The organism is Streptomyces sp. NPDC026500, from assembly GCF_055567635.1.
This window is the reverse complement of the sequence record NZ_JBVHQB010000007.1, coordinates 359,522-380,070: the sequence shown is the minus strand read 5'-3', so window position 1 is coordinate 380,070 and position 20,549 is coordinate 359,522. Positions and strand designations below refer to the sequence as shown.

Below are 20,549 nucleotides of genomic sequence, written 5' to 3'. Positions count from 1 at the left end.
GACTACCTGCGTGCCATTGTCAGACTCGCATGCGAACGTGAGGACCTGGGCCCGGACTTCCGGACCTGGCTCCGCAGTTACGTAGCCGAGGAGATCCCCGGCAACGCCTGACGGCGTCCTCTTCCTGACGCACATACACACATACGACGACGGACCGGCCAAGAATGGCCGGTCCGTCGTCGTATGTAAGCCCTACGCCCTACGCCGTGCGGTGACTGACGGAAAGTCTCCGAAGCCCGTGGACTCCGGAGACCGTCCTGTCCGTCACGGCCGCTGTCGGCCGGGGGTGCCTCAGAACGGCTCGAAGCCGTCGTACTCCTTCTCCGACTCGTCCCGCTCCGCCTGCTTGTCGCGGCGACGCTGGGTGGCGGGGCGAGGGGCCTCGAGACGGTGGTCCTCGCCACGGCGGCCGAGCATCTCCGCACCGGCCATGACCGTCGGCTCCCAGTCGAAGACGACCGCGTTCTCCTCGGGGCCGATGGCGACGCCGTCGCCCGAGCGGGCGCCCACCTTCATCAGCTGCGCCTCGACACCGAGACGGTTGAGGCGGTCGGCGAGGTAGCCGACGGCCTCGTCGTTGTTGAAGTCGGTCTGGCGGACCCAGCGCTCCGGCTTCTCGCCGCGCACGCGGAAGAGGCCGTCCTCCTCCTGCACCACGGTGAAGCCGGCGTCGTCGACCGCCTTCGGGCGGATGACGATACGGGTCGCCTCCTCCTTGGGCTTCGCGGCACGCGACTGCGCGACCATCTCGGCGAGCGCGAAGGACAGCTCCTTCAGGCCCATGTGGGCGACCGCGGACACCTCGAAGACGCGGTAGCCGCGGCTCTCCAGGTCGGGGCGGACCATCTCCGCGAGGTCCTTGCCGTCCGGCACGTCGATCTTGTTGAGGACGACCATGCGCGGACGGTTGTCCAGGCCGCCGTACTGCTTCAGCTCCTCCTCGATGATGTCGAGGTCGGAGATCGGGTCGCGCTCGGACTCGAGGGTGGCCGTGTCCAGGATGTGGACGAGCACGCTGCAACGCTCGACATGGCGCAGGAACTCCAGGCCGAGGCCCTTGCCCTGGCTGGCGCCGGGGATGAGACCGGGCACGTCGGCGATGGTGTAGACGGTCTCGCCCGCGGTCACCACGCCCAGGTTCGGGACGAGGGTCGTGAACGGGTAGTCCGCGATCTTCGGCTTGGCGGCGGACAGGACCGAGATGAGCGAGGACTTGCCGGCGCTCGGGTAGCCCACCAGGGCGACGTCGGCCACGGTCTTCAGCTCCAGGACGATGTCCTGGAGGCCGCCGGGCACACCGAGCAGCGCGAAGCCGGGCGCCTTGCGGCGGGCCGAGGCCAGCGCCGCGTTGCCGAGGCCGCCGCGGCCGCCCTCGGCGGCGACGTACGAGGTGCCCTGTCCGACGAGGTCCGCGAGGACGTTCCCGGCCTTGTCGAGCACGACCGTGCCGTCCGGCACGGGCAGGATCAGGTCCTGGCCGTCCTTGCCGGAGCGGTTGCCGCCCTCGCCGGGCTTGCCACTGGTGGCTTTGCGATGGGGTGAGTGGTGATAGTCGAGCAGCGTGGTGACGGACTGGTCGACGACCAGCATCACGTCACCGCCACGGCCGCCATTGCCGCCGTCCGGGCCGCCGAGCGGCTTGAACTTCTCCCGGTGTACGGAGGCACAGCCGTGACCTCCGCTACCCGCGGCGACATGCAGCTCGACGCGGTCCACGAAGGTGGTCATGTGGGGTGCCTCCAGCACTTCGGTTACTTCTGTACGTACGGAATGTCTCTTACGTAACACGCGAAAGGCGGACCTGCTTCCCCGTGGGGGAAGTGAGGTCCGCCTCGCGAAGAACTCTGTTCTACGGAGCCTGGGCCCCGAGGCACTGGATCCGGTCCGTGTGGAACCGGATCAGCCTCGACGGGACTGGATCAGGCGACCGGAACGATGTTCACGACCTTGCGGCCACGGTGCGTGCCGAACTCGACCGCACCGGCGGCCAGCGCGAACAGCGTGTCGTCCTTGCCACGGCCGACACTGACGCCGGGGTGGAAGTGGGTGCCACGCTGGCGGACCAGGATCTCACCGGCGTTGACGGTCTGACCGCCGAAGCGCTTCACACCGAGCCGCTGAGCGTTGGAGTCGCGACCGTTCCGAGTGGACGATGCGCCCTTCTTGTGTGCCATGTCTCAGTCCCTACCCTTACTTCGCAGCCGCGGGGATCTCAGTGACCTTGATCGCCGTGTACTGCTGGCGGTGGCCCTGACGACGGCGGTAGCCGGTCTTGTTCTTGTAGCGAAGGATGTCGATCTTCACACCCTTGTGGTGGTCCACGATCTCAGCCTGGACCTTGATGCCGGCAAGGACCCAGGGGTCGCTCGTCACGGCTTCGCCGTCGACAACGAGCAGGGTCGAGAGCTCGACCGTGTCGCCAACCTTGGCGGTGGGAATCTTGTCAACCTCAACGATGTCGCCGACAGCAACCTTGTGCTGGCGACCACCGCTGCGCACGATGGCGTACACGCGGATCTCTCTTTCGCTCGGAACGGACCCCGCAGTCCAGCCGCCGACTCACGCGAGCGGCCTCTCCCGGAGCGCGGAGCGCGAGGCTCGCAACACCAGGAGGAAGAGGTTTACGGGGGTGCGGCGCGTCAGGGGACACGCCGACGGTCAAGGTTACGGGGCCACGGCCGAAAGGGTCAAACCAGGCCGGGCCCCGCGGGTGTGCCACCGGTCACGCGACGTTCCGGGCCCGGCGGATGCGCGGGCCCGGGACGTCGGGTGGAGGCTCAGTCCTCGTCGGTGGACGCCGTGACGGTGGAGAGCGTCTGCTCCGCCGCCGCGGTCTTCTTCGCCGTGGACTTGGCGGCCGCCTTCTTCGCGGTCGCCTTCTTGGCCGTGGTCTTCTTGGCGACCGTCTTCTTGGCCGCCACGGCCTTCTTGGTGGCGGCCTTCTTCGCCGTCACCTTCTTGGCCGTCTTGCGGGCCGCCGTCTTCTTGGCGGCCGGAGCCTCGGCGTCGGCCTCGGGGGCCTCCGGCTCGGCAGGCTCGGCGACCGGCTCCGCGGCGGCCGACGGGACGACCGTGACGGCCGCCTCCGCGGACGCGGTGGGCGCGGTGGCCTTGCGCACGGCACGACGGCGCGGACGGGCCGGCGCGGCGCTCTCGGCGGGGGCCTCGGCCACCGGCTCGGGCGTCGGCTCGGGCGCGGTCTCGGCGACGGGCGCCGGAGCGGGCTCCGTGACCGTCACCACGGCCTCCTCGGCCGTCCTGGGCGAACCGGCCGGAGCCGACACCTTCCGGGTCGCACGACGACGCGTACGGCCCTGGGGAGCGGCCTCGGCCTCCGCCACGGCGGCCTGGGCGGTCTCGGCCGGAGCCTCGACCACCGGCTGCTCGGCGGCCGGCGCCTCGACGACCGGGTCCTCGGCCGCGAACGGCTCGGCCTCGGCGGCCTCACGGGACCGGGCGGCGGCCCGCTCGGCCCGCTCCTCGCGCCTGCTCCGGGGAGCGCGCTCCTCGGTCTTCGGCGCACCCGCCGGGGCGGACGCGCGCCGGGGGGTCCGGCGGCGCGAACGGCCTCGGGTCGCCGCGGCCTCCGCCTCGGCGGCGCTGCCGTAGAACTCCTCGTCCGGCTGGAACTCGGTCTCGACGAGCGCGACGGGCACGGCGACCTCGGCGGCCGGCTCGGCCTCCGTCTCGACCGTCTCCGGCTCCTCGGCACTCTCGTGCGTGAGCTCGTGGTCGTGGTCGTGCTCGGCACCGCCACGGCCGCGCTTCTTGCGCTTGCCGCCGCCACCGACGGACGTCGGCTGCTCCATGTGCACGATGACACCGCGGCCGTTGCAGTGGACACAGGTCTCGGAGAAGGACTCCAGCAGGCCCTGGCCGACCCGCTTGCGGGTCATCTGCACGAGGCCCAGCGAGGTCACCTCGGCCACCTGGTGCTTCGTACGGTCGCGTCCCAGGCATTCGAGCAGGCGCCGCAGCACCAGGTCGCGGTTGGACTCCAGGACCATGTCGATGAAGTCGATGACGACGATGCCGCCCAGGTCGCGCAGCCGCAGCTGGCGCACGATCTCCTCGGCCGCCTCCAGGTTGTTCCTGGTGACGGTCTCTTCGAGATTGCCGCCCTGGCCGGTGAACTTTCCGGTGTTGACGTCGACCACGATCATGGCCTCGGTCTTGTCGATCACCAGCGAACCGCCGCTGGGCAGCCAGACCTTGCGGTCCAGCGCCTTCATCAGCTGCTCGTCGATCCGGTACGTGGCGAAGACGTCGACCTCGGAGGTCCACTTCGACAGCCGGTCGGTCAGGTCGGGCGCCACGTGGGAGACGTAGCCGTGGATGGTCTCCCACGCCTCGCCGCCGCTCACGATGACCTTGGAGAAGTCCTCGTTGAAGATGTCGCGGACGACACGGACGGTCATGTCCGGCTCGCCGTAGAGCAGCGTCGGGGCGTTGCCGCTCTTCGCCTTCTTCTCGATGTCCTCCCACTGCGCCTGCAGACGCTCGACGTCGCGGCGCAGCTCGTCCTCGCTCGCGCCCTCGGCGGCGGTGCGCACGATGACGCCCGCGTCCTCGGGGACGATCTTCTTGAGGATGGTCTTCAGACGCGCGCGCTCGGTGTCGGGCAGCTTGCGGCTGATGCCGGTCATCGAACCCTCGGGCACGTACACGAGGTAGCGGCCCGGCAGGGAGACCTGGCTGGTCAGACGCGCGCCCTTGTGGCCGATCGGGTCCTTGGTGACCTGCACGAGGACCGACTGGCCGGACTTGAGGGCGGACTCGATACGGCGCGGCCCGTTGGCCATGCCGAGCGCCTCGAAGTTGACCTCACCGGCGTAGAGCACCGCGTTGCGGCCCTTGCCGATGTCGATGAAGGCCGCCTCCATCGACGGCAGCACGTTCTGGACCTTGCCCAGGTAGACGTTGCCGACGTACGAGGTCGCCTGCTCCTTGTTGACGTAGTGCTCGACGAGCACGTTGTCCTCGAGGACGCCGATTTGGGTGCGCTCGCCGCTCTGGCGGACGACCATCACGCGCTCGACGGCCTCGCGGCGGGCCAGGAACTCGGCCTCCGTGATGATCGGCACACGGCGACGGCCCTGCTCGCGGCCCTCACGACGGCGCTGCTTCTTCGCCTCGAGACGGGTCGAGCCCTTGATGGACTGCACCTCGTCGGAGGGCTGCTCCTCGCGCCTGCCGCGCGGCTCGCGGACCTTGACGACGGTGCGCTCGGGGTCGTTCTCGCTGGGCTCGGCCTCGCCACCGGAGTCACCGGCGCGACGACGGCGGCGACGACGGCGACGGCTGCTGCTGGAGCCGCCCGCCTCCTCGCGCTCGTCGGCGTCCTCGGCGTCCTCCTCGGTCTGCTCGGCGGTGTCCTCGGCGTCCTGCGCGGCCTGCTCGGCGGCGTAGTCGTCCTCGCCGGCCTCGCTGTCCGACTCGGCGGACTCGCCGCGGCGGCGGCGACGGCCGCCCCGACGGCGACGGCGGCGGGAGCCCGCGGACTCCTCCTCGCCCTCGTCACCCTCGACGGCGTCCTCAGCCTCTTCGGCGTCCTCCGCCTCCTCGGCGTCCTCGGCGGACTCCTCGGTCACCTGCGGCTGCGGCTCCTCGGCCGCGGTCACCGGCTCGTCCTCGACGCCCCGGCGACGGCGGCGCCTGCGTCCGACGGTGGGCTCCTCGACGGCCTCGACCGGCGCGGGGGCCTCGACGGACTCGGCGGCTTCCTCGGCGGCCTCGGCGGCTGCCGCGGCGGCGGCCCGCTCGGGCGTCTGGAACATCGGCTCGGTGAAGACCGGCGCCTGGAAAACGGCGACGGCCGGGCGGCCGGGGCGCCGCGAGGACTCCTCGGTCGCCTTCGGCGCGGGCGCCGAGAAACCGACGGCGGCCTTGCGGGTGGCGCGGCGGCGGGTGCGGCGCGGGCCGCCGTCCTCGGGCTGCGCGGCCTCAGCCTCGACGGCCTCGGGCTGCGCGGCCTCCTCGGACTTGTTCTCGCTGGCCACGGGCGCCTCCACACGCTCGTCGGCGGTGTCGCCCTCGGGCGCACCGGCGGGTGCGGAGACGCGCCGGGTGGCACGACGACGGGTGGTACGACGCGGGGCGGCCTCTTCGGCGGCGGGCTCGGCGGCGGGCGCCTCGGCCTCGGCGGGGGCGGCCACCGGCTCGGCGGCGGTCGTCACGACCTCGACGGTCTCGGCCGTGGCGGGCGCACCGGTGGGCGCGGAGACACGGCGGGTGGCGCGACGGCGGGTTCGGCCGGCGGGCGCGGTCTCCTCGACCGCGGCCGGGGCCTCCTCGACGGGCTGGGCCTCGGGCTCTGCGGCCGCGGCGGCGGGCACCACGGTCTCGGCGGTCTCGGCCGCCGCGGGCGCACTGGCGGGGGCGGAGACACGGCGGGTGGCACGGCGACGCGTACGGCGCGGTGCGGCGTCTTCGGTTTCGGTGGTGACGGCGGCCTCGGCCTCGGCCGGAGCCTCCTCGGTCTCTTCGACCGCGGCCGTCTCGACAGCCTCTTCGGCCTCGTCCGTCTCCTCGACCTCGGCATTCACAGAGGTCGCGGCGGAGGCTTCCTCCGCCACGAGGTCGGCGGACGCCACGGCCGGTATGGCCGGCGCGGTGGTCTCGGCCGCGGCCTCGGAGGCGGCGGCCGGCGGACCGGCGGGGCGCGACGCCGCACGGCGGCGGCGCCGCGGCGGCAGGGTGTCGCTGGGAGTGTTGTTGGTGTCGGAACCCTCGGTGGGTTCGGTCGGCTCGAGCATGCGGGTGGATCTCCCGTCAGGCTCCCGGGCGCCGCGCCTGGTCCGGCAATGCCGGTGACGTCCGCGGCTCGCGCGATGCGCGGTGCCGCCGTCCGGGGCGCGGGCGCCGCACGGAAGCTCTCTGTGTCCTGTCTCGCCGGTTCCGTACGCCATGTGTGCGTACGGCCTGGCGAAAGTCTTCTGGTCGGTGCGCTGCCCGACCCAGGTGGCTCCCGGATACGAGGGCGGCGTTACGACATCTGTCCTTACGCGGGACCTTCCTTACGCCGACGCCTTCGCGGCGGCAGTTTCGGCGGCCCCTGTGCGATCGGCTGGGGCGGCTGCGACTGCCTCGCGGTCGGGCGCGAGCGGGTCGGTCACCGTGCCGGTCTCTTCATCGAACAGCCCCTGCGCCAGCCTGGTCACCGCTGCGGCGACCGGCGGCGCCAGGTCGGCCACGGCGCGAAGACCGGACAGGACGTCGTCGGGTCGAACGGCAGGCGTCACGTGCCGAACAACCAGCCGCAGTATCGCACAGGGCTGGTCTGTCGGCCTATCAGCCTGTGGACTGTTCGTCTCAGGGGTCGTCTCAAGGCTTGCCACGGCACTGCGGGCATCGAACGTCCGCATGCCGTTCTTGGTCTTGCGGCTGACCTCGACGGTCTCGGCCGCGTTGAAGGCCTCCACCGCGCGCTCCGCCTCCGCCGGGTCCACGCCGTCGAGGCGCAGCTCCCACACGGAAGCGGTGAGCCGGTCGGCGAGACCCGAGATGCGGGCCTCGACCGCCTCGATGATGTCGAGACCCTGGGGCATCGACTCGTCGAGGAGCTCGCGCAGCTTCTCGGGGTCGCGCTTCGCGGTGAGCGCGATCTCCAGGTACTCCGCCTCGCTGCCCGTGCCGGTGGGTGCGGCATTGGCGTACGACACCTTCGGATGCGGCGTGAACCCCGCCGAGTACGCCATGGGTACGGCGGCACGGCGCAGGGCACGCTCGAAGGCGCGCTGGAAGTCACGGTGGCTGGTGAACCGGAGGCGGCCGCGCTTGGTGTAGCGCAGTCGGATGCGCTGCACCGCGGGTGCGGGCGGCGGGCCTTCGGGCTGTCGCTTGCCCAGTGTCGCTCAGTCCTTCATGAGTGCGGTCGTACTGCTACCTAGAGTACGTGTCTCACCGGCCGGTGGTTCCCGCCGGGCGACCGGCTCCGGTTCCGGGGGCGTCCCGAAGAGCACCCGCCGGAAGTCGGCGCGGGCCTGCCGGGCGCTGTCCCGGGCGGCGTCCAGGGCCTGCCGTGTCGCCCGCCGGACGCCGCGCGCCACCTCGGCCGCGGGCTTGAGCACCAGGTCGCGCACGGCGTGCCCGACCGGCGTCAGCACGGTCCGGTAGGCCCAGCGCGCCGGTTCCACGAAGGTCCACCGGAAGAGGCGCGCGAGGAACCGTCCGACGGCGAGCGAGATGTGCCCGGCGACCCGCCACGCGTGCCCGAGGGCCTCGCCGATCTCCCTGGCGACGACGGCGAGAATCCGCCCGACCGGCACGAGGACCCAGCGCCACACCGCGAGGACGGGCAGCACCAGCAGGACGCGCGCCGTCCAGTAGAGCGCGGCACCGATGCCCACGAAGATCATCCGTATGATCCAGGCGAGCCCCCCGGCCAGCAGGGCGATCGCCCTGCCGACGGGCGTGAGGACCCGGGCGTAGAGCCACAGGGCCGGGACGACGAGCAGGTACCGGGCCAGCCAGGCGACGGCGGTGTACGCCCCGACCCCGATGGCCGCGAGGACCAGCCCGACGCCCTTGAGCAGCCACCTGACGGATCGTCCGACAGGCGTGAGCAGCCGCACGTACACCCAGTCGAGCACGGTCACGACACCGCCGGCGATCCAGGTGACCACGGCCGCGACACCCCTGAACAGCAGGGCGAACCCGGCACCGATCCCCCGGACCGCCCAGGCGACGGCGTGACCGAGCGGGGTAAGGACCGTGCGGTACAGCCACACCGCGGGCACGACGAGCAGCACGTAGCCGAGCCGGGCCAGCGCTCCGCCGACGGGCAGGACGACGTACCGCCACAGCGCGACCCAGGGCCAGACGAACAGCGCCCGTGCCACCCATCCGAGCGCCCACCCGAGCGCTCGCCCCAGCGGGCGGAACAGGGTGTCCCGAAGAAACCTTCCGCCGACGGCGAGCGCGTCCCACACCATCCGTACCGGCACGACGAGGACGAGCACCACGATCCGCACCGGAATGCGGATCGCGACGACAAGACATCCCTCGGCCTGTGTGCCGGGCCGCCCAGGGGGCGGCTTTTCCAGATCCATACCTGCGTAGACGCACCGGGCACCGCGATGGATGCGACAAATCGACACCCGGCGGCACGACTTCCCGTCACACCTGCCGACAGGCGGTGGGTCCGACGTCGGTCCACCGTCGGCCGACGGGCCGTGCCGGGCCGATCAGGTCCGGCACGGTGCCCGCTACCTCCTCGCGGCCCTGCCCGCCCGGGATGCCCTCGCCCCGCCGGGAACGGAGGCCGGCGGCGGGACGGTGGCGAGGCGCTGGACCGAGAACTCGCGGTTGATTCCGGTCTGGCGCCGGATGGCCTCGGGCAGGTCGGGCAGGCCCAGCAGCCGGTCGCAGGCCTGGACCGAGCCGGCGTGGTCACCCACCCAGTACGCGGTGATCGAGTACTCGAAGAGCAGACCCCAGCGGTACACCCAGCTCCGGGTGAAGAGCAGGTCGTCGGGTTCGGGCCGGTCCAGGGCGGCACCGAGCAGGGCGTGCGCGGTGTGGTGACGGCCCTGGACCCGCAGCCGGGAGGCCAGTTCGTAGCAGGCTTCGAGCCGCTCCGGACGCTCCTCCCAGGCACGGGAGAACGCGTCCATCGCCCCCGGCCAGTCCCCGGTCCTCTCGGCCTTGAGGAGACCGGCCTCCAGCAGGGAGCAGTAGACCTCCTCCGGCCAGCCGCCCATCGCCGCGCGCCGCTCGTACAGCGCGATCGCCTCTTCGGCGTGCCCGAGGTCGCGTTCGGTGTTGGCGAGATAGAAGACCGTGCGGGTGTTGGCGGGATCGCGCTCGAGCTCTCCCCGGAGCAGGCGGGCGTCGCGTTCGAACTTGTCGGCGCGGCAGCCGCCGTCGGCGTGGTCCTCGATCACCAGCGCGTCCAGGTTCTCCTGGACGTCGGGCTCGTCGGTGCACGGGTACTCGTGGGTGACGCCGACGTAGCGCCAGGTCCGGTCCCCCCGCATCAGGTGCTTGAAGCGGTGCTGGGTGCCCGGAGTGTCGTAGCGCAGCATGTACGAGGTCGCCGTCAGCCGGGGCAGCGGGGCGTCCTGGCGCAGGACGTGGTCGGCGTCGACGGTGAGGAGGAAGTCGGCCTTGCCGCGGGCGTGCCGGATGTTCCGGGTGCGATTGTGGCCGAAGTCGACCCAGGGGTCCTCGTGGAGTTCGCCCGGGATGCCGGCGAGTGCCGCGCGGATCAGGTCCTGGGTGCCGTCCGTCGAGCCGGTGTCGGAGATCACCCAGGTGTCGATCAGGTGGCGGACCGAGCCGAGGCAGCGTTCGATGACCCGCGACTCGTTCTTGACGATCATGCAGAGGCAGATGGTCTGCTGCTTCACGGCTGCCAATGTGGCACACGCCGGGTGCCCAGGATCGTAAGGCGCGGGTCGCGGAGCCGAACAGCGCCCGATCGGGCGCAGCAAGTCCAACTTCGAACCACTGGCGGAGAATTGACCCATCAGGTTGCCCACAATTAAGCTGATTTGATGATAGACATGGCGCGTTAGCCGGAATGTGACGGTCTGACGGTCATCCGCGGGTCAAGCTCGCGATCGGCTTCGGGGAATCCCCCACCGATCGATTCAAGGAGCGCGCCCGTATGAATCCTGAGTCCAGGACCGCCCGCTTGCTGGGCCCGCCGGGCCGCGGCCGGTTCAAGAAGGCCGGCGCGGTCGCCTCACTGGCGCTGGTGATGACGTCGGGAGTGGTCAGCCCCGCGACCCCGGCGACCCGAAGCGCGTCCGATCGCACGACGGCGGCGGACGGCGGCGACAGGTGTCGGCCGCACGACCGGGAGGTCCGCGCCGCCGCGGGCGGGCCCGCCGACGGCAGGTGGGGGTGCAGGGGTCCGCGGGGCCCGCGGGGCGCCACCGGTGCGACCGGGCCCACCGGACCTCAGGGACAGCCCGGCGCCACCGGAACCACCGGCCCCCCGGGCCAGATCGGCGTGACGGGCCCGACGGGACCGACGGGCCCGTGTATCGGCATCGACGCCGATCAGGCGTCGGAGGACTTCGAGATCCGTGTCGCGCTGACCGGCGGAAGGACGTACGCGGGCATCCGCGACCAGCGGACCGGCGAGAAGCAGAACTTCCTGTGGACCGACCTCAGCGGCCGTCCCGACTATCCCGCGGGCGGCGCGGCCGGCCTGCCCTGCGACGTCTCCGTCAACGCGCACAACCGGAGCACCACGGTGAAACGCATCAAGTTCGACGTCGTCACCACCACGGGCCAGGTCTGGGAAGCGGCCTGCGTCGCGTTCACCACCACCCACCCCGCGACCCTGAACTGCGCCGACCGCACGGGTCACCCCAAGCCCTGGATCCTGGTCGCACTGCAGCCGACGCCCGGCGCCGTCAACGGCGGCGTATGACCATCGGCTCTCCGCCACCGGTTCCCCGTACGCCCCGTATCTGAACCGGCCTGACAACCGCCACGCAGAAGGGGTGTCCGACGGGTCGCCACCCGACCCCCAGGACACCCCACGCGACGGACGACCGCCGCGCCGCCTCAGGCCTCGGTCCACTCCCCCACGTAGAACAGCTCCAGCTGGCCGTACGGTTCGTCGATGTTCGACAGCTCCTCGGACAGACTGTGCAGCACCGTCACGGACCGCACGAAACTGTGCACGTCCGCGCGGAGGAACGAGTGGGCGCTCGTGAACACGATGGCGATGAGCCACGGACGGCTCTCACCGCGCTGCTGGAGAAGGTCGCGCAGCGCGTCCCAGTTGTCGGCGTATCCCTCCGGCTTGACCAACGCCCGGCCCAGCGCGGACTTGAGCTGCCGCTCCTCGCGCACCGCCGCCAGGTCGATCTCCAGTACGGAGAAGCCGGAGCGTTCCAGTTCCTCCACCAGGAGGCCGTGCCGTTCCTCACCCACGAAATAGGGGTCGAGCGGCAACCAGGGCAGCCGTTCCTCAACGTCCACCCAGGCGTCAAGCATCTCGTCCTCGGTACTCACCAAGTCCCCCGCACGCAGTCTTGTGATGATCGCCGGACGAGTACACCACACGCGGCCTGCCGGGATCCGGTGCTCTGGAACGACCAGGACGGAGCGCCCTGTCTGGCATGACGAAGCCGTCCACCGGGAATTTTCGTGGCGGACGGCTTGTGTCCGGGTGTTCAGAGATCGAAGTCGGCGGCGGCAACGTAAGCATCCTGGGCCGCTGGACGACACCGGCCGGGGCCGGCGGCGGGATTCGAACCCGCGTCGCTCTCTTGAAAGGAGAAGTAGCCGCAACCTGCGCACCTGAACGACGCCCACGGTAACGCCGGCCGGCGGTTCGGGCATCCGACTTAAAGCACGACAGGTTCTAGGCGGTGGTGCCGCCCTTGTAGTCGCTGTTGAAGGTGGTCTCGATGGTGGTGGCGACGGATTGGGCCACGCCGGTGCCCGTGAGGATGAGACCCAGTTCCCGGTTGTTGCTCAGCGAGTTGCTGCTGATGTTCATGGAACCCGCCTCCACTTCCTGGGTGGACAGGCCATAGTCGGCGACCATCGCCTTGGCGTGGATGTAGAAGCCGTCGGGGTCGGAGTATCCGACGACGGTGCCGCCGGCCGCCTTGATCGCGGACACCTGGCTGGAGTAGCTGGACGGGCTCTCCAGGACCACTCGTACGGCGACGCCCGCCTTCGCCCTGGCCACGATGGCGTTGACCACCGTGCTGTCGCTGAACTCCAGTTCCTCGACGTCGAGCGTCTTGGTGGCGCTGTTGATCACGGACACCAGGCGGCTGCGGGAGTCGGTGGGGGACCAGAGCAGATGGTCGCCGTCGGTCGGGGTGATCGCGGTGCCGGTGTAGTCCGCGTTGAAGACCTTCTCGATCGAGGCGACGTCACGGGTGTCGTCGTCGAAGACGCCGTAGTCACGGCCGGTCGGGTAGTACTGGGAGGTGAGGTTGCCGGTGAGGATCAGCGACTTGGTGCCGTCGACCGTGATGGTCTTCTGGTGGGTGTAGACGAAGGTGGACGACGACCAGACCACTCCCGCGCCCGCGCTCGTCAGGGAGTTGTACGCCGACTGGTTGGCGGACTTGTGCGCGCTGTCCAGGATCACCCGTACCGCGACGCCCTTGTTCTCCAGCGCTATGAGGTCGTTGACGGCCGTGGTGTCCTCCAGCTCGTACATCGTCATGTCGAGGGAGGTGGTGGCCGAGTTGATGAAGCCGTAGATGGTGGGCTGGCTGCTGCTCTGCGAGGAGGCGAACGCCGTGTAGCTCGCGGCGTTCGCGGGGACGGCGGTGGCGAGCACGGCGGCGCCCGCTGCCAGCGTGACACCGGCGCGGCCGAAGACCTTCCACAACATGCGTGACTCCTGGTCGAGTTGGCGCCCACCCGGGGGACCGTGGGCGTGTGCATGACACCACGCGCGTAGACAGCCGAGGAAGAGAAGGTCGGTGAACGCGCAGTTAGCGGTCGGCCGTAGAGCCGGGCAAAGGGGACTCCGCCAGATGGAAAGCGGTTCATGCGATGCCCGTGCGTTCGCAAAATCTTCGTAGCGAGCCCTGGGAGGTACGCGAGTCCGGCCCTGGAGTCGCCCCAACTGCCCCGTCTCACCGGCTCGCAGGGCAGGACGGCCACCCCTGGAATCCGTTCGGTGGGTTGCCCCACAGCTCTGGCGCGAGTAGTCCACGGCTGGGCCGAGCCCCTACCTGTCGCCCACCGCCGCAGCCCGCTTAGGGCACGCTCCTTGTGGAGCAGGCCGGCAGGGATTTCGTCCGGGCCCGTCATGAACCCCGCAATGGGGTGCACTCGTTGCACCCCTGCGAGTCGTCCTGCCGGGAACGGCGCGCCCCCCAACCCGGTACCGGCCGATCCCCCGCCGGAGACATCGGCTCGACCGTGGCCCGTGTCGTGAGGTGATCGACTACGCGACGGAACGCCAATGAGCCCCCTCCCGACGGGGAAGGGGCTCTATGGCCACACGGCGGTGCACAAGCCTGGACCGGGCCTCGGGCCCACTCCACCGCGAAGGCGATCCGCGAGGCGCCGACCGTGGCCGGCGCGGAGGCGGCCTCGTCCTCGCTCGGTCCCGCAAGGGCCTCGATCACCGGATCGAGCTCCACCGCTCACCTCAGTGGGCGTGACCGCTCGGGGTCGGAGCCGCGTCCTTGGACGTCAGCGACAGCAACTTCTTTCCCGTCGGGCCGATTTGGATACTGGTGTCCATCTCTCGACCAGGCCGAAGGGGTCCTTCTCCGCAGACGGAAGGGGTGCGTACCGCTCGACGCGGAGGGGCTGCCGGAGCTTCTTCACGGGAGCCGGCCGGTGTGCAATCGGGGGCGGAGGTGCCTCAGTAGCCGGTGCCGCGCTTGACCCGGGCCCGCTCCTTCTCATGGGTCGCACCCTTGTCGTCCAGAGTGCGACACGCGTCGGCGATGTCCTGGCCCAGGCGATCGATCTGCTCGCGGCTCAGGGTCTCCTTGACCAGGGCACGCATGATCTTCACCCGCTCCGCGTTGGGCGGGAGCGTGTACGCAGGCACCATCCAGCCGCGCTCGGCCGAGAGTTGCCAGGCGACGTCGGACTCGTCGTACGCGTGCTTGCCGGCGAGACGGAAAGCGACCAGCGGCAGCTGCTCGAGGTCGCTCCCGATCACTTCGAAGCGGCCTCCGCTCCGCAGGTTGTCCGCCAGCGCGTGGGCGTTCTCCTGCATCATCTTCATGACGTAGGTGTAGCCCTGACGACCGAGCCGGACGAAGTTGTAGTACTGCGCGAGCACCATCGACGCGCCGGTGGAGAAGTTCAACGTGAACGTCGAGTCGGTCTTGCCCAAGTAGTTCTCCTCGAACACGAGGTCCTTGGGCAGGTCGGACTCCTCGCGGAAGACCAGCCAGCCGATGCCGGGGTAGACCAGGCCGTACTTGTGTCCCGAGACGTTGATCGAACGGACCTGCTCGAGCCGGAAGTCCCATTTCGAGTCCGGGTAGAGGAAGGGCCACACGAATGCGCCGCTGGCTCCGTCGACGTGGATCGGGATGTCGAGGTCCCGCTTCTGGCGGACGTCCCGCAGGAGCTTGTCGATCCCGACGACGTCGTCCTTGTGGCCGGTGAACGTGGTGCCGAGGACGGCGACGACGCCGATCGTGTTCTCGTCGAGGTGAGGCTCCACGTCCTCCGGACCGATCGTGTACTTGCCCTCGGCAAGCGGCACGATCCGCGGTTCGACGTCGAAGTAGCGGCAGAACTTCTCCCACACGACGTGGACGTCCCCGCCGAAGATCAAGTTGGGGCGGTCGACCGACAGATGGGCCGCCTGCCGGCGCTCCCGCCACTTCCATTTCAGCGACAGCGCACCGAGCATGATCGCCTCGGACGAACCCTGGGTCCGACATCCGGTTGTCGTACCCGGCGCGTTGAAGAGGTCGGCGAGCATGCGCACGCAACGCTGCTCGATCTCGGCGGAAATCGGGTACTCCGCATGGTCGATGAAATTGCGGTGGAGATTCTCGGCGATCAGCCGTTGCGCCTCCGGCTCCATCCAAGTGGTGACAAACGTGGCGAGGTTGCGCTGCGGGTCGCCCTCCATGGCGAGATCCACATCCACGAGCCTCATTGCATCCGTCGCGGCCATGCCCTTCTCGGGGAAGGTCTCCGAGGGAGCGGGCATGGTCAGGAAACGGTTGCCGAACAGAGCCTCGGCGTCACTCTTGGTCATACCGGCGACTCAACCACGGTCGGAGAGGGAGCCATGCCCAGCACCTACGGACGGGGCGCGGGATGCACGCGAACGGCGTACCTTCCCGAGCGACCGACAACACTCGCCGACCGCACGGAACACCAGCTGCCCCACGACAAGCGACCGAGCCGGGCCGCGCCCGGGTCGGCCGAGCCGGCAAGTCCGGCGGCCGGAAACACGACCGAGCCCCGTCCCGGGTCCGGGACGGGGCTCAGAGCGAAGCAGGGGCCCGCCGGACGTCTGTTGAGGGCTCAGGCCCGCTCCACCTCGGAATGAATGCCCGAGACGGTCCGGGGCCCGACAGTGGCGTCCGAGGACCACTCTCGGGCTCCGAGGGCCGGCGGCTCGGCGCGCCGGAAGCAGCCGGCGCGGCCGGCACCTCGTCCTCGCCCGCCCGCGCCAGGGCATCAGTCACCCGATCGCGTGCCTCGCCCACGTCAGTGCGCGTGACCGCTCGGCGTCGGACCCACGTTCTTGACCGTCCGCGGCAGCAGCTTCTTGCCCGTCGGGCCGATTCGGATGCCGGTGTCCAGCTGGGGCCAAGCAGTGTCACTCAACTCTGGGAGGTCGGCTGTCATCCGCGGGTCATGCCCCGTCATTCCGGCCGGCCGTGGGGGCCCGCCTCGAGGGTCGCGCGAAGACCGGCCAGGGTTGAGCCGATGCGGGCCAGGTCGTCGGGGGGAACCGCCACGGTCAGTGAGATGAGCTCGCTTTCGACAATGGGGCGGGATGCAGACAACCGCTCCTCACCCGCGGATGTGAGGCGGAGGACGGACGAGCGACGGTCCTGGGGGTGCGCGACCCGCAGGCACCAGCCCGCAGCCACCAGCCGGTCGACCGCCTTGCTGACGGCCCCCACGGTGATCGCCACTTCGCCGACGATGTCGAGCACGCGACACCCGGGCACGCGGTCGATGATCTCCAAAAACTCGAACTGTCCCAGGCTCAGCCCTTGTTCGGCGCGCAGCCGGGCGCTCACCGCGTTGTAGAGCCGGGTCTCGACGCGGACCAGGTCGATGAAGATCGGGGTGATGTGGCTCACATTGGCCTTCCAGTAGATTCCTGGGAATCATCTTCCTTGGAATCCGGTTGAGGCGGGCAGGTGGATTCCCAGGAATCCATCCTCGCACCCCGCCCCATGGAGGCCCCACATGTCCCGACAGCAGCGCGAGGCCCTGGACGCCATACTCCGTTCCGCGCCTCGCAGCGAGAAGCGGCCCACTCCCGAGGAGCAGCGCAGGGGTTTCGCCGCGGCCCTCACCCGCCCCGCGCCGGAGGGCGTGGTCACCCGCAGGACCGTCCTGGGCGGGCGGCCGGCCCTGGAGCTGGAGCCGGCCGGAGCAGCCGGCCGCGGCCGGCTGCTCTACCTGCACGGCGGTGGCTACGTCATCGGCTCACCAGACACCCACGCAGGGCTGGTCGGTGAACTGGCCCGCCGCACCGGGCTGCGGGCGACGTCGGTGGACTACCGGCTGGCGCCCGAGCACCCGTTCCCCGCGGCTGTCGACGACGGGCTCGCGGCCTACCGCGAGCTGCTGGCGTCGGGCACCGACCCACAGGACCTCGTCATGGCCGGTGACTCCGCCGGAGGCGGGTTGAGCATCGCCACGCTGCTCGCCGCCCGGGAAGCCGGGCTGCCGCAACCGGCCGCCGTGGTCGTCTTCTCCCCCTGGGTCGACCTCACCCTCGCTGGGGAAAGCATCCGTTCCAAGGAGGGCGCCGATCCCGTTTTCACAGCGGACGACGTGCGCGCCTGCGCCGATCTCTACGTCGGCGCAGGCGACCGGGCGCATCTCCTGGCCAGCCCGGTGTTCGCGGACCTCACCGGACTGCCCCCACTCCTTGTGCAGGTCGGGGCGAACGAGGTCCTCCTCGACGACGCGGTCCGACTGGCCGGCCGCGCGGGCGCCGACGGCGTCGAGGTCACGCTCGAAGTCGGCCCCGGCCTCCCCCACGTATTCCAGCACCACTACGGCCGCCTCGACGAGGCGGACGCCGCACTCGACCGCGCCGCCCGCTTCCTCACCGCCCACCTGAGCGCCGGCCGCCCGGGCGCCGACCATCTCGAACCGGTCCACTGACACCCGTGATGTCGGCGACGGCCACAGGAGCACCGTCGCCGACATCACGGGTTCAACTTCAGTAGCCCATGGACTCTCTCGCCGACGAACGCCAACGAGCCCCCTCCCAGTCAGGGAAGGGGGCTCGCAGTCACACAGTCACGCACCAGCCGATGCGGCCCTCAGACCCACTCCACCTCAGAGACCATGTGCAGTGAGGCCTCAGGGCCCGGCAGCGGCGTCCGAAGGGGCGCTGACGGCGCCGATGGGCGCGGGACCGAGACGCCGACCACAGACAACGCAGTCGTCACCTCGCCCTCGCCAGCCCCCACCAGCGCCTCAACCACCCGATCGAGTGCCCCGCTCACGTCAGTGGGAGTGACCGCTCGATGCCGGCGTCGGGCCCGCTTTCTTGACCGTCAGAGGCAGCAGCTTCTTGCCCGTCGGGCCGATTTGGATGCTGGTGTCCATCTGCGGGCGAACACTTCTGAGGATCCATCCACTCGGTCGCCTTGGGCATGCTCGTAATGGCCCCACCTACGGCAGGCCGCCCACAGGGACGGTCAGCGCGGTCGCTTCGGCCTCGGTCTCCGGGGTCACGGGGCTTTCCGGTGTGCGGAAGCGGTAGAGCAGGACGAGGGCCACGGCGGGGATGACGAGGTAGAGGAGCAGGACGATCAGGGCCTGGGTGGTTCCGTGGCCGTCGAAGTAGATCGAGTTGCGGAGCAGGATGTAGGCGTTGCGGGGTGGCAGGTACGGGCCGATCGCTCGCCAGAAGGCCGGCAGGTAGGGAACTCCGTTCGCTCCGCCGGACGACGGATTGCCGAAGAGCATGACCACGACGACGGTCACGAGGGTTCCGGCGGCGCCGAGGAGTTTTTGCAGGACGGCGGCGACCAGGGCGACGGCCGCGATGACCAGGGCGAGAATCGGCCAGACGATCCAGAACTTGGGCGCGGGGTAGCCCTTGAGCCAGGTACAGACGACGACGTTGACCAGCAGGGCGGCGAGGACGGCGAACCCGGCGAGTGCGGGCAGACGCCAGCGTCCGACCGAGGTTCCGGTCGTTGCTCGGAGCATCGTGGCGCCCATGTAGCCGCCGACGAGCAGCGGGATGAGCATCAGCGACGAGACCAGGCCGAAGGGGTCCTTCTTCGCCAGGGGATGGGGCGCGTACTGCTCGACGTGGAGCGGCTGTCGGAGCTTCTTCGCGGCTTCCTCGAAGTTCCCCGCGAGGTCGAGGGGGGCGACATCGCTGAGGGTGGGGACGACGAGGAGCGTGGTCGATGTCGGTCCGGGGATGAGCGCGCCGTAGATCTTGGCCTGGTCGATCGCGTCCTTCACCGCGGTTTCGTCGGGGTACTGGGTGACCTTGAGGGAGAGGTTCCGCTGGGCCGCGTTCAGGATCGGGGACGCGCCGGTGGAGCCGATCGGGAGGTCGGTCGCGACGGGCTCGTGCGCGGAGCTCATGTAGTTGACCGTGAACAGGCACTGCATCACGGCGGCGACGGCCAGAGCGGCCAGGACCGCCACGACAGGGCGCCCGGAGGAGGGCTCGGGCGTGGAGCCCGCTCGGTGGGAGGGGGCTGTGCCGCCGACCTTCTTGACCGGGCGCCAGCGGCCCAGGTAGCCGATGATGACGCCCCCGACCAGTGTGTACAGGCCGAGGACGATGAGCGGCGTGGTGATGTTGTTGCCGTCGAAGTAGATGACGTTGCGCAGCAGGGTGACGGCTTGCTGGGGCGGGAAGATGGCGCCGATGTGCTGCCAGTAGACGGGGAGGAGGAAGAGCCCGATCCCGCCGGCGGCGGAGCCACCCACGATGATGAACAGGGTCGCCACCAGGAGAGTGCCCAGAGGCCCGACCAGGCGTTGGAAGGCCGCGGCGGCGAGGGTGACGGAGGCGGCGATCAGGATGAAGCAGGGCAGGAGCGGCCAGAAATGGCTGTTCTCGTAGGCGCCGATGCCTGGCCCGGCGATCAGGTCGGTCAGTACGGCGCCGATGGTCGAGTAGCCGAGGAGCATCGCCACATGCCAGGGCGCGGCGGCCGTCCTGGTCGCTTTGAGCACCAGGACGGCGGCGAGATATCCGCCGATGAGCAAGGGGATCAGGAGCAGCCCGACGACACCGCCGAGTCGGTCGCTCTTCGGGAGCGGTTTGACGGTCTTCACCGTCATGGGCTTGCCGAGCTTCTTGGACGCGTCACCGAAAGCGGCTTCCAGCTCCACACGGCCGAAGAAACTCTTGGTCGGGACCACGATCAGGGTGTCGCTGCTGGGGCCGGGCAGGTAGGCGCCATACAGCTTGCTCTGGCCGATCGCATCGAGCACCGCGGGCTCGTCCGCATAGTTGATCGTCTGAAGCGACACCTTCGATCTCACCGCGTTCACGACCGGGGACGAGCCGGTCACGCCGATCGGGGCGTTGCGCAGCACCAGCAGTTGCAGCGAACTGACCAGACAGAGCGCGAAGAGGCTTTGCAGGACCAACACGATCCCGAGCGCGACCAAGATCTTCTTCATCACGGGAACACCACCTGCCCCACGACAAGCGACCGAGCCGGGCCGCACCCAGGTCGGCCGCGCCCGCGTCGAACCGGCAGCCCACGTTTCCGTGAGACGTCTCCCGCTCCGACCCGACAGCCACGTATCGCGCTCATATGGGCACGCTACGTTCGCCTCCTGCGGTGGGCACGCCGAGCGCGGCAGATGAGTAGGCAGGCCGGTCCAGACCCGAGCCGTCGCTCTCACGGCACGAACGGCAGCCGAGCCGTGATCAGCGTTCCCGAGCCACGCCA

General features: G+C 70.3%; 14 protein-coding genes, 1 tRNA gene and 1 pseudogene. 3 read left to right on the top strand and 13 right to left on the bottom strand.

The genetic code is table 11. The features are described from left to right. A pseudogene (locus ACZ4N5_RS16100) lies at positions 1-111 on the top strand (UTP--glucose-1-phosphate uridylyltransferase); the annotation flags it as partial. A gap of 180 nt (positions 112-291) precedes the next feature. On the opposite strand, the gene obgE reads toward ACZ4N5_RS16100, so the two are convergent. The 7 genes from obgE to ACZ4N5_RS16065 all read right to left on the bottom strand — a co-directional run bounded on the left by obgE (position 292) and on the right by ACZ4N5_RS16065 (position 10,349). Further along, complete coding sequence (gene obgE / locus ACZ4N5_RS16095; protein WP_467757695.1) at positions 292-1,728, bottom strand: GTPase ObgE; 1,437 nt, start codon at positions 1,726-1,728, stop codon at positions 292-294. A 191-nt stretch (positions 1,729-1,919) separates the two neighbouring features. Further along, positions 1,920-2,174 (bottom strand): 50S ribosomal protein L27, encoded by a 255-nt coding sequence (rpmA, locus tag ACZ4N5_RS16090; RefSeq protein WP_037618784.1) that lies wholly within the window; start codon positions 2,172-2,174, stop codon positions 1,920-1,922. A 16-nt stretch (positions 2,175-2,190) separates the two neighbouring features. Next, the gene (rplU, locus tag ACZ4N5_RS16085; protein WP_164320786.1) at positions 2,191-2,511 is read right to left on the bottom strand and encodes a 50S ribosomal protein L21; all 321 of its coding nucleotides are present in this window, start codon (positions 2,509-2,511) and stop codon (positions 2,191-2,193) included. Between the two features lie 266 nt (positions 2,512-2,777). After that, a complete protein-coding gene (locus ACZ4N5_RS16080; protein ID WP_467757694.1) occupies positions 2,778-6,755 on the bottom strand; it encodes an Rne/Rng family ribonuclease in 3,978 nt (1,325 codons plus the stop codon). A gap of 261 nt (positions 6,756-7,016) precedes the next feature. Continuing rightward, the gene (locus ACZ4N5_RS16075) at positions 7,017-7,805 is read right to left on the bottom strand and encodes a TIGR03936 family radical SAM-associated protein (protein ID WP_467757693.1); all 789 of its coding nucleotides are present in this window, start codon (positions 7,803-7,805) and stop codon (positions 7,017-7,019) included. Positions 7,806-7,853: 48 nt separating this feature from the next. Beyond that, entirely contained in the window at positions 7,854-9,050 is a 1,197-nt protein-coding gene (locus ACZ4N5_RS16070) for a hypothetical protein (RefSeq protein WP_467757692.1), read from the bottom strand. A gap of 156 nt (positions 9,051-9,206) precedes the next feature. Next, complete coding sequence (locus ACZ4N5_RS16065) at positions 9,207-10,349, bottom strand: glycosyltransferase (RefSeq protein WP_467757691.1); 1,143 nt, start codon at positions 10,347-10,349, stop codon at positions 9,207-9,209. A 260-nt stretch (positions 10,350-10,609) separates the two neighbouring features. Between ACZ4N5_RS16065 and ACZ4N5_RS16060 the strand changes: the two genes are divergently transcribed. Then, positions 10,610-11,383: a hypothetical protein gene (locus ACZ4N5_RS16060; protein WP_467757690.1), complete on the top strand. Its 774-nt coding sequence runs from the start codon at positions 10,610-10,612 to the stop codon at positions 11,381-11,383. A gap of 137 nt (positions 11,384-11,520) precedes the next feature. On the opposite strand, the gene ACZ4N5_RS16055 is transcribed toward ACZ4N5_RS16060, so the two are convergent. The 5 genes from ACZ4N5_RS16055 to ACZ4N5_RS16035 all read right to left on the bottom strand — a co-directional run bounded on the left by ACZ4N5_RS16055 (position 11,521) and on the right by ACZ4N5_RS16035 (position 16,733). Beyond that, positions 11,521-11,973 (bottom strand): barstar family protein, encoded by a 453-nt coding sequence (locus ACZ4N5_RS16055; RefSeq protein ID WP_467757689.1) that lies wholly within the window; start codon positions 11,971-11,973, stop codon positions 11,521-11,523. A 223-nt stretch (positions 11,974-12,196) separates the two neighbouring features. Further along, a tRNA-Glu gene (locus ACZ4N5_RS16050) sits at positions 12,197-12,276 on the bottom strand. A gap of 49 nt (positions 12,277-12,325) precedes the next feature. Then, positions 12,326-13,318 carry a phospholipase D-like domain-containing protein gene (locus tag ACZ4N5_RS16045; protein ID WP_467757688.1) on the bottom strand — a complete coding sequence of 331 codons (993 nt, stop codon included), beginning with the start codon at positions 13,316-13,318 and terminating at the stop codon, positions 12,326-12,328. A gap of 987 nt (positions 13,319-14,305) precedes the next feature. Continuing rightward, a complete protein-coding gene (locus ACZ4N5_RS16040; RefSeq protein WP_467757687.1) occupies positions 14,306-15,670 on the bottom strand; it encodes a glutamate decarboxylase in 1,365 nt (454 codons plus the stop codon). Positions 15,671-16,286: 616 nt separating this feature from the next. Continuing rightward, positions 16,287-16,733: a MarR family winged helix-turn-helix transcriptional regulator gene (locus tag ACZ4N5_RS16035; RefSeq protein ID WP_467757686.1), complete on the bottom strand. Its 447-nt coding sequence runs from the start codon at positions 16,731-16,733 to the stop codon at positions 16,287-16,289. A 109-nt stretch (positions 16,734-16,842) separates the two neighbouring features. Between ACZ4N5_RS16035 and ACZ4N5_RS16030 the strand changes: the two genes are divergently transcribed. Then, positions 16,843-17,772, top strand: a complete 930-nt coding sequence (locus ACZ4N5_RS16030; protein ID WP_467757685.1) for an alpha/beta hydrolase — start codon at positions 16,843-16,845, stop codon at positions 17,770-17,772. 516 nt (positions 17,773-18,288) lie between these two features. On the opposite strand, the gene ACZ4N5_RS16025 is transcribed toward ACZ4N5_RS16030, so the two are convergent. Next, a complete protein-coding gene (locus ACZ4N5_RS16025) occupies positions 18,289-20,274 on the bottom strand; it encodes a hypothetical protein (protein WP_467757684.1) in 1,986 nt (661 codons plus the stop codon). Positions 20,275-20,549: the final 275 nt, after the last annotated feature.

Excerpts from the sequence above, each read along its gene's own strand:
- obgE (WP_467757695.1), bottom strand. The coding sequence starts at position 1,728 with ATGACCACCTTCGTGGACCGCGTCGAGCTGCATGTCGCCGCGGGTAGC.
- rpmA (WP_037618784.1), bottom strand. The coding sequence starts at position 2,174 with ATGGCACACAAGAAGGGCGCATCGTCCACTCGGAACGGTCGCGACTCC.
- ACZ4N5_RS16080 (WP_467757694.1), bottom strand. The coding sequence starts at position 6,755 with ATGCTCGAGCCGACCGAACCCACCGAGGGTTCCGACACCAACAACACT.
- ACZ4N5_RS16070 (WP_467757692.1), bottom strand. The coding sequence starts at position 9,050 with ATGGATCTGGAAAAGCCGCCCCCTGGGCGGCCCGGCACACAGGCCGAG.
- ACZ4N5_RS16060 (WP_467757690.1), top strand. The coding sequence starts at position 10,610 with ATGAATCCTGAGTCCAGGACCGCCCGCTTGCTGGGCCCGCCGGGCCGC.
- ACZ4N5_RS16045 (WP_467757688.1), bottom strand. The coding sequence starts at position 13,318 with ATGTTGTGGAAGGTCTTCGGCCGCGCCGGTGTCACGCTGGCAGCGGGC.
- ACZ4N5_RS16040 (WP_467757687.1), bottom strand. The coding sequence starts at position 15,670 with ATGACCAAGAGTGACGCCGAGGCTCTGTTCGGCAACCGTTTCCTGACC.
- ACZ4N5_RS16030 (WP_467757685.1), top strand. The coding sequence starts at position 16,843 with ATGTCCCGACAGCAGCGCGAGGCCCTGGACGCCATACTCCGTTCCGCG.
- ACZ4N5_RS16025 (WP_467757684.1), bottom strand. The coding sequence starts at position 20,274 with ATGAAGAAGATCTTGGTCGCGCTCGGGATCGTGTTGGTCCTGCAAAGC.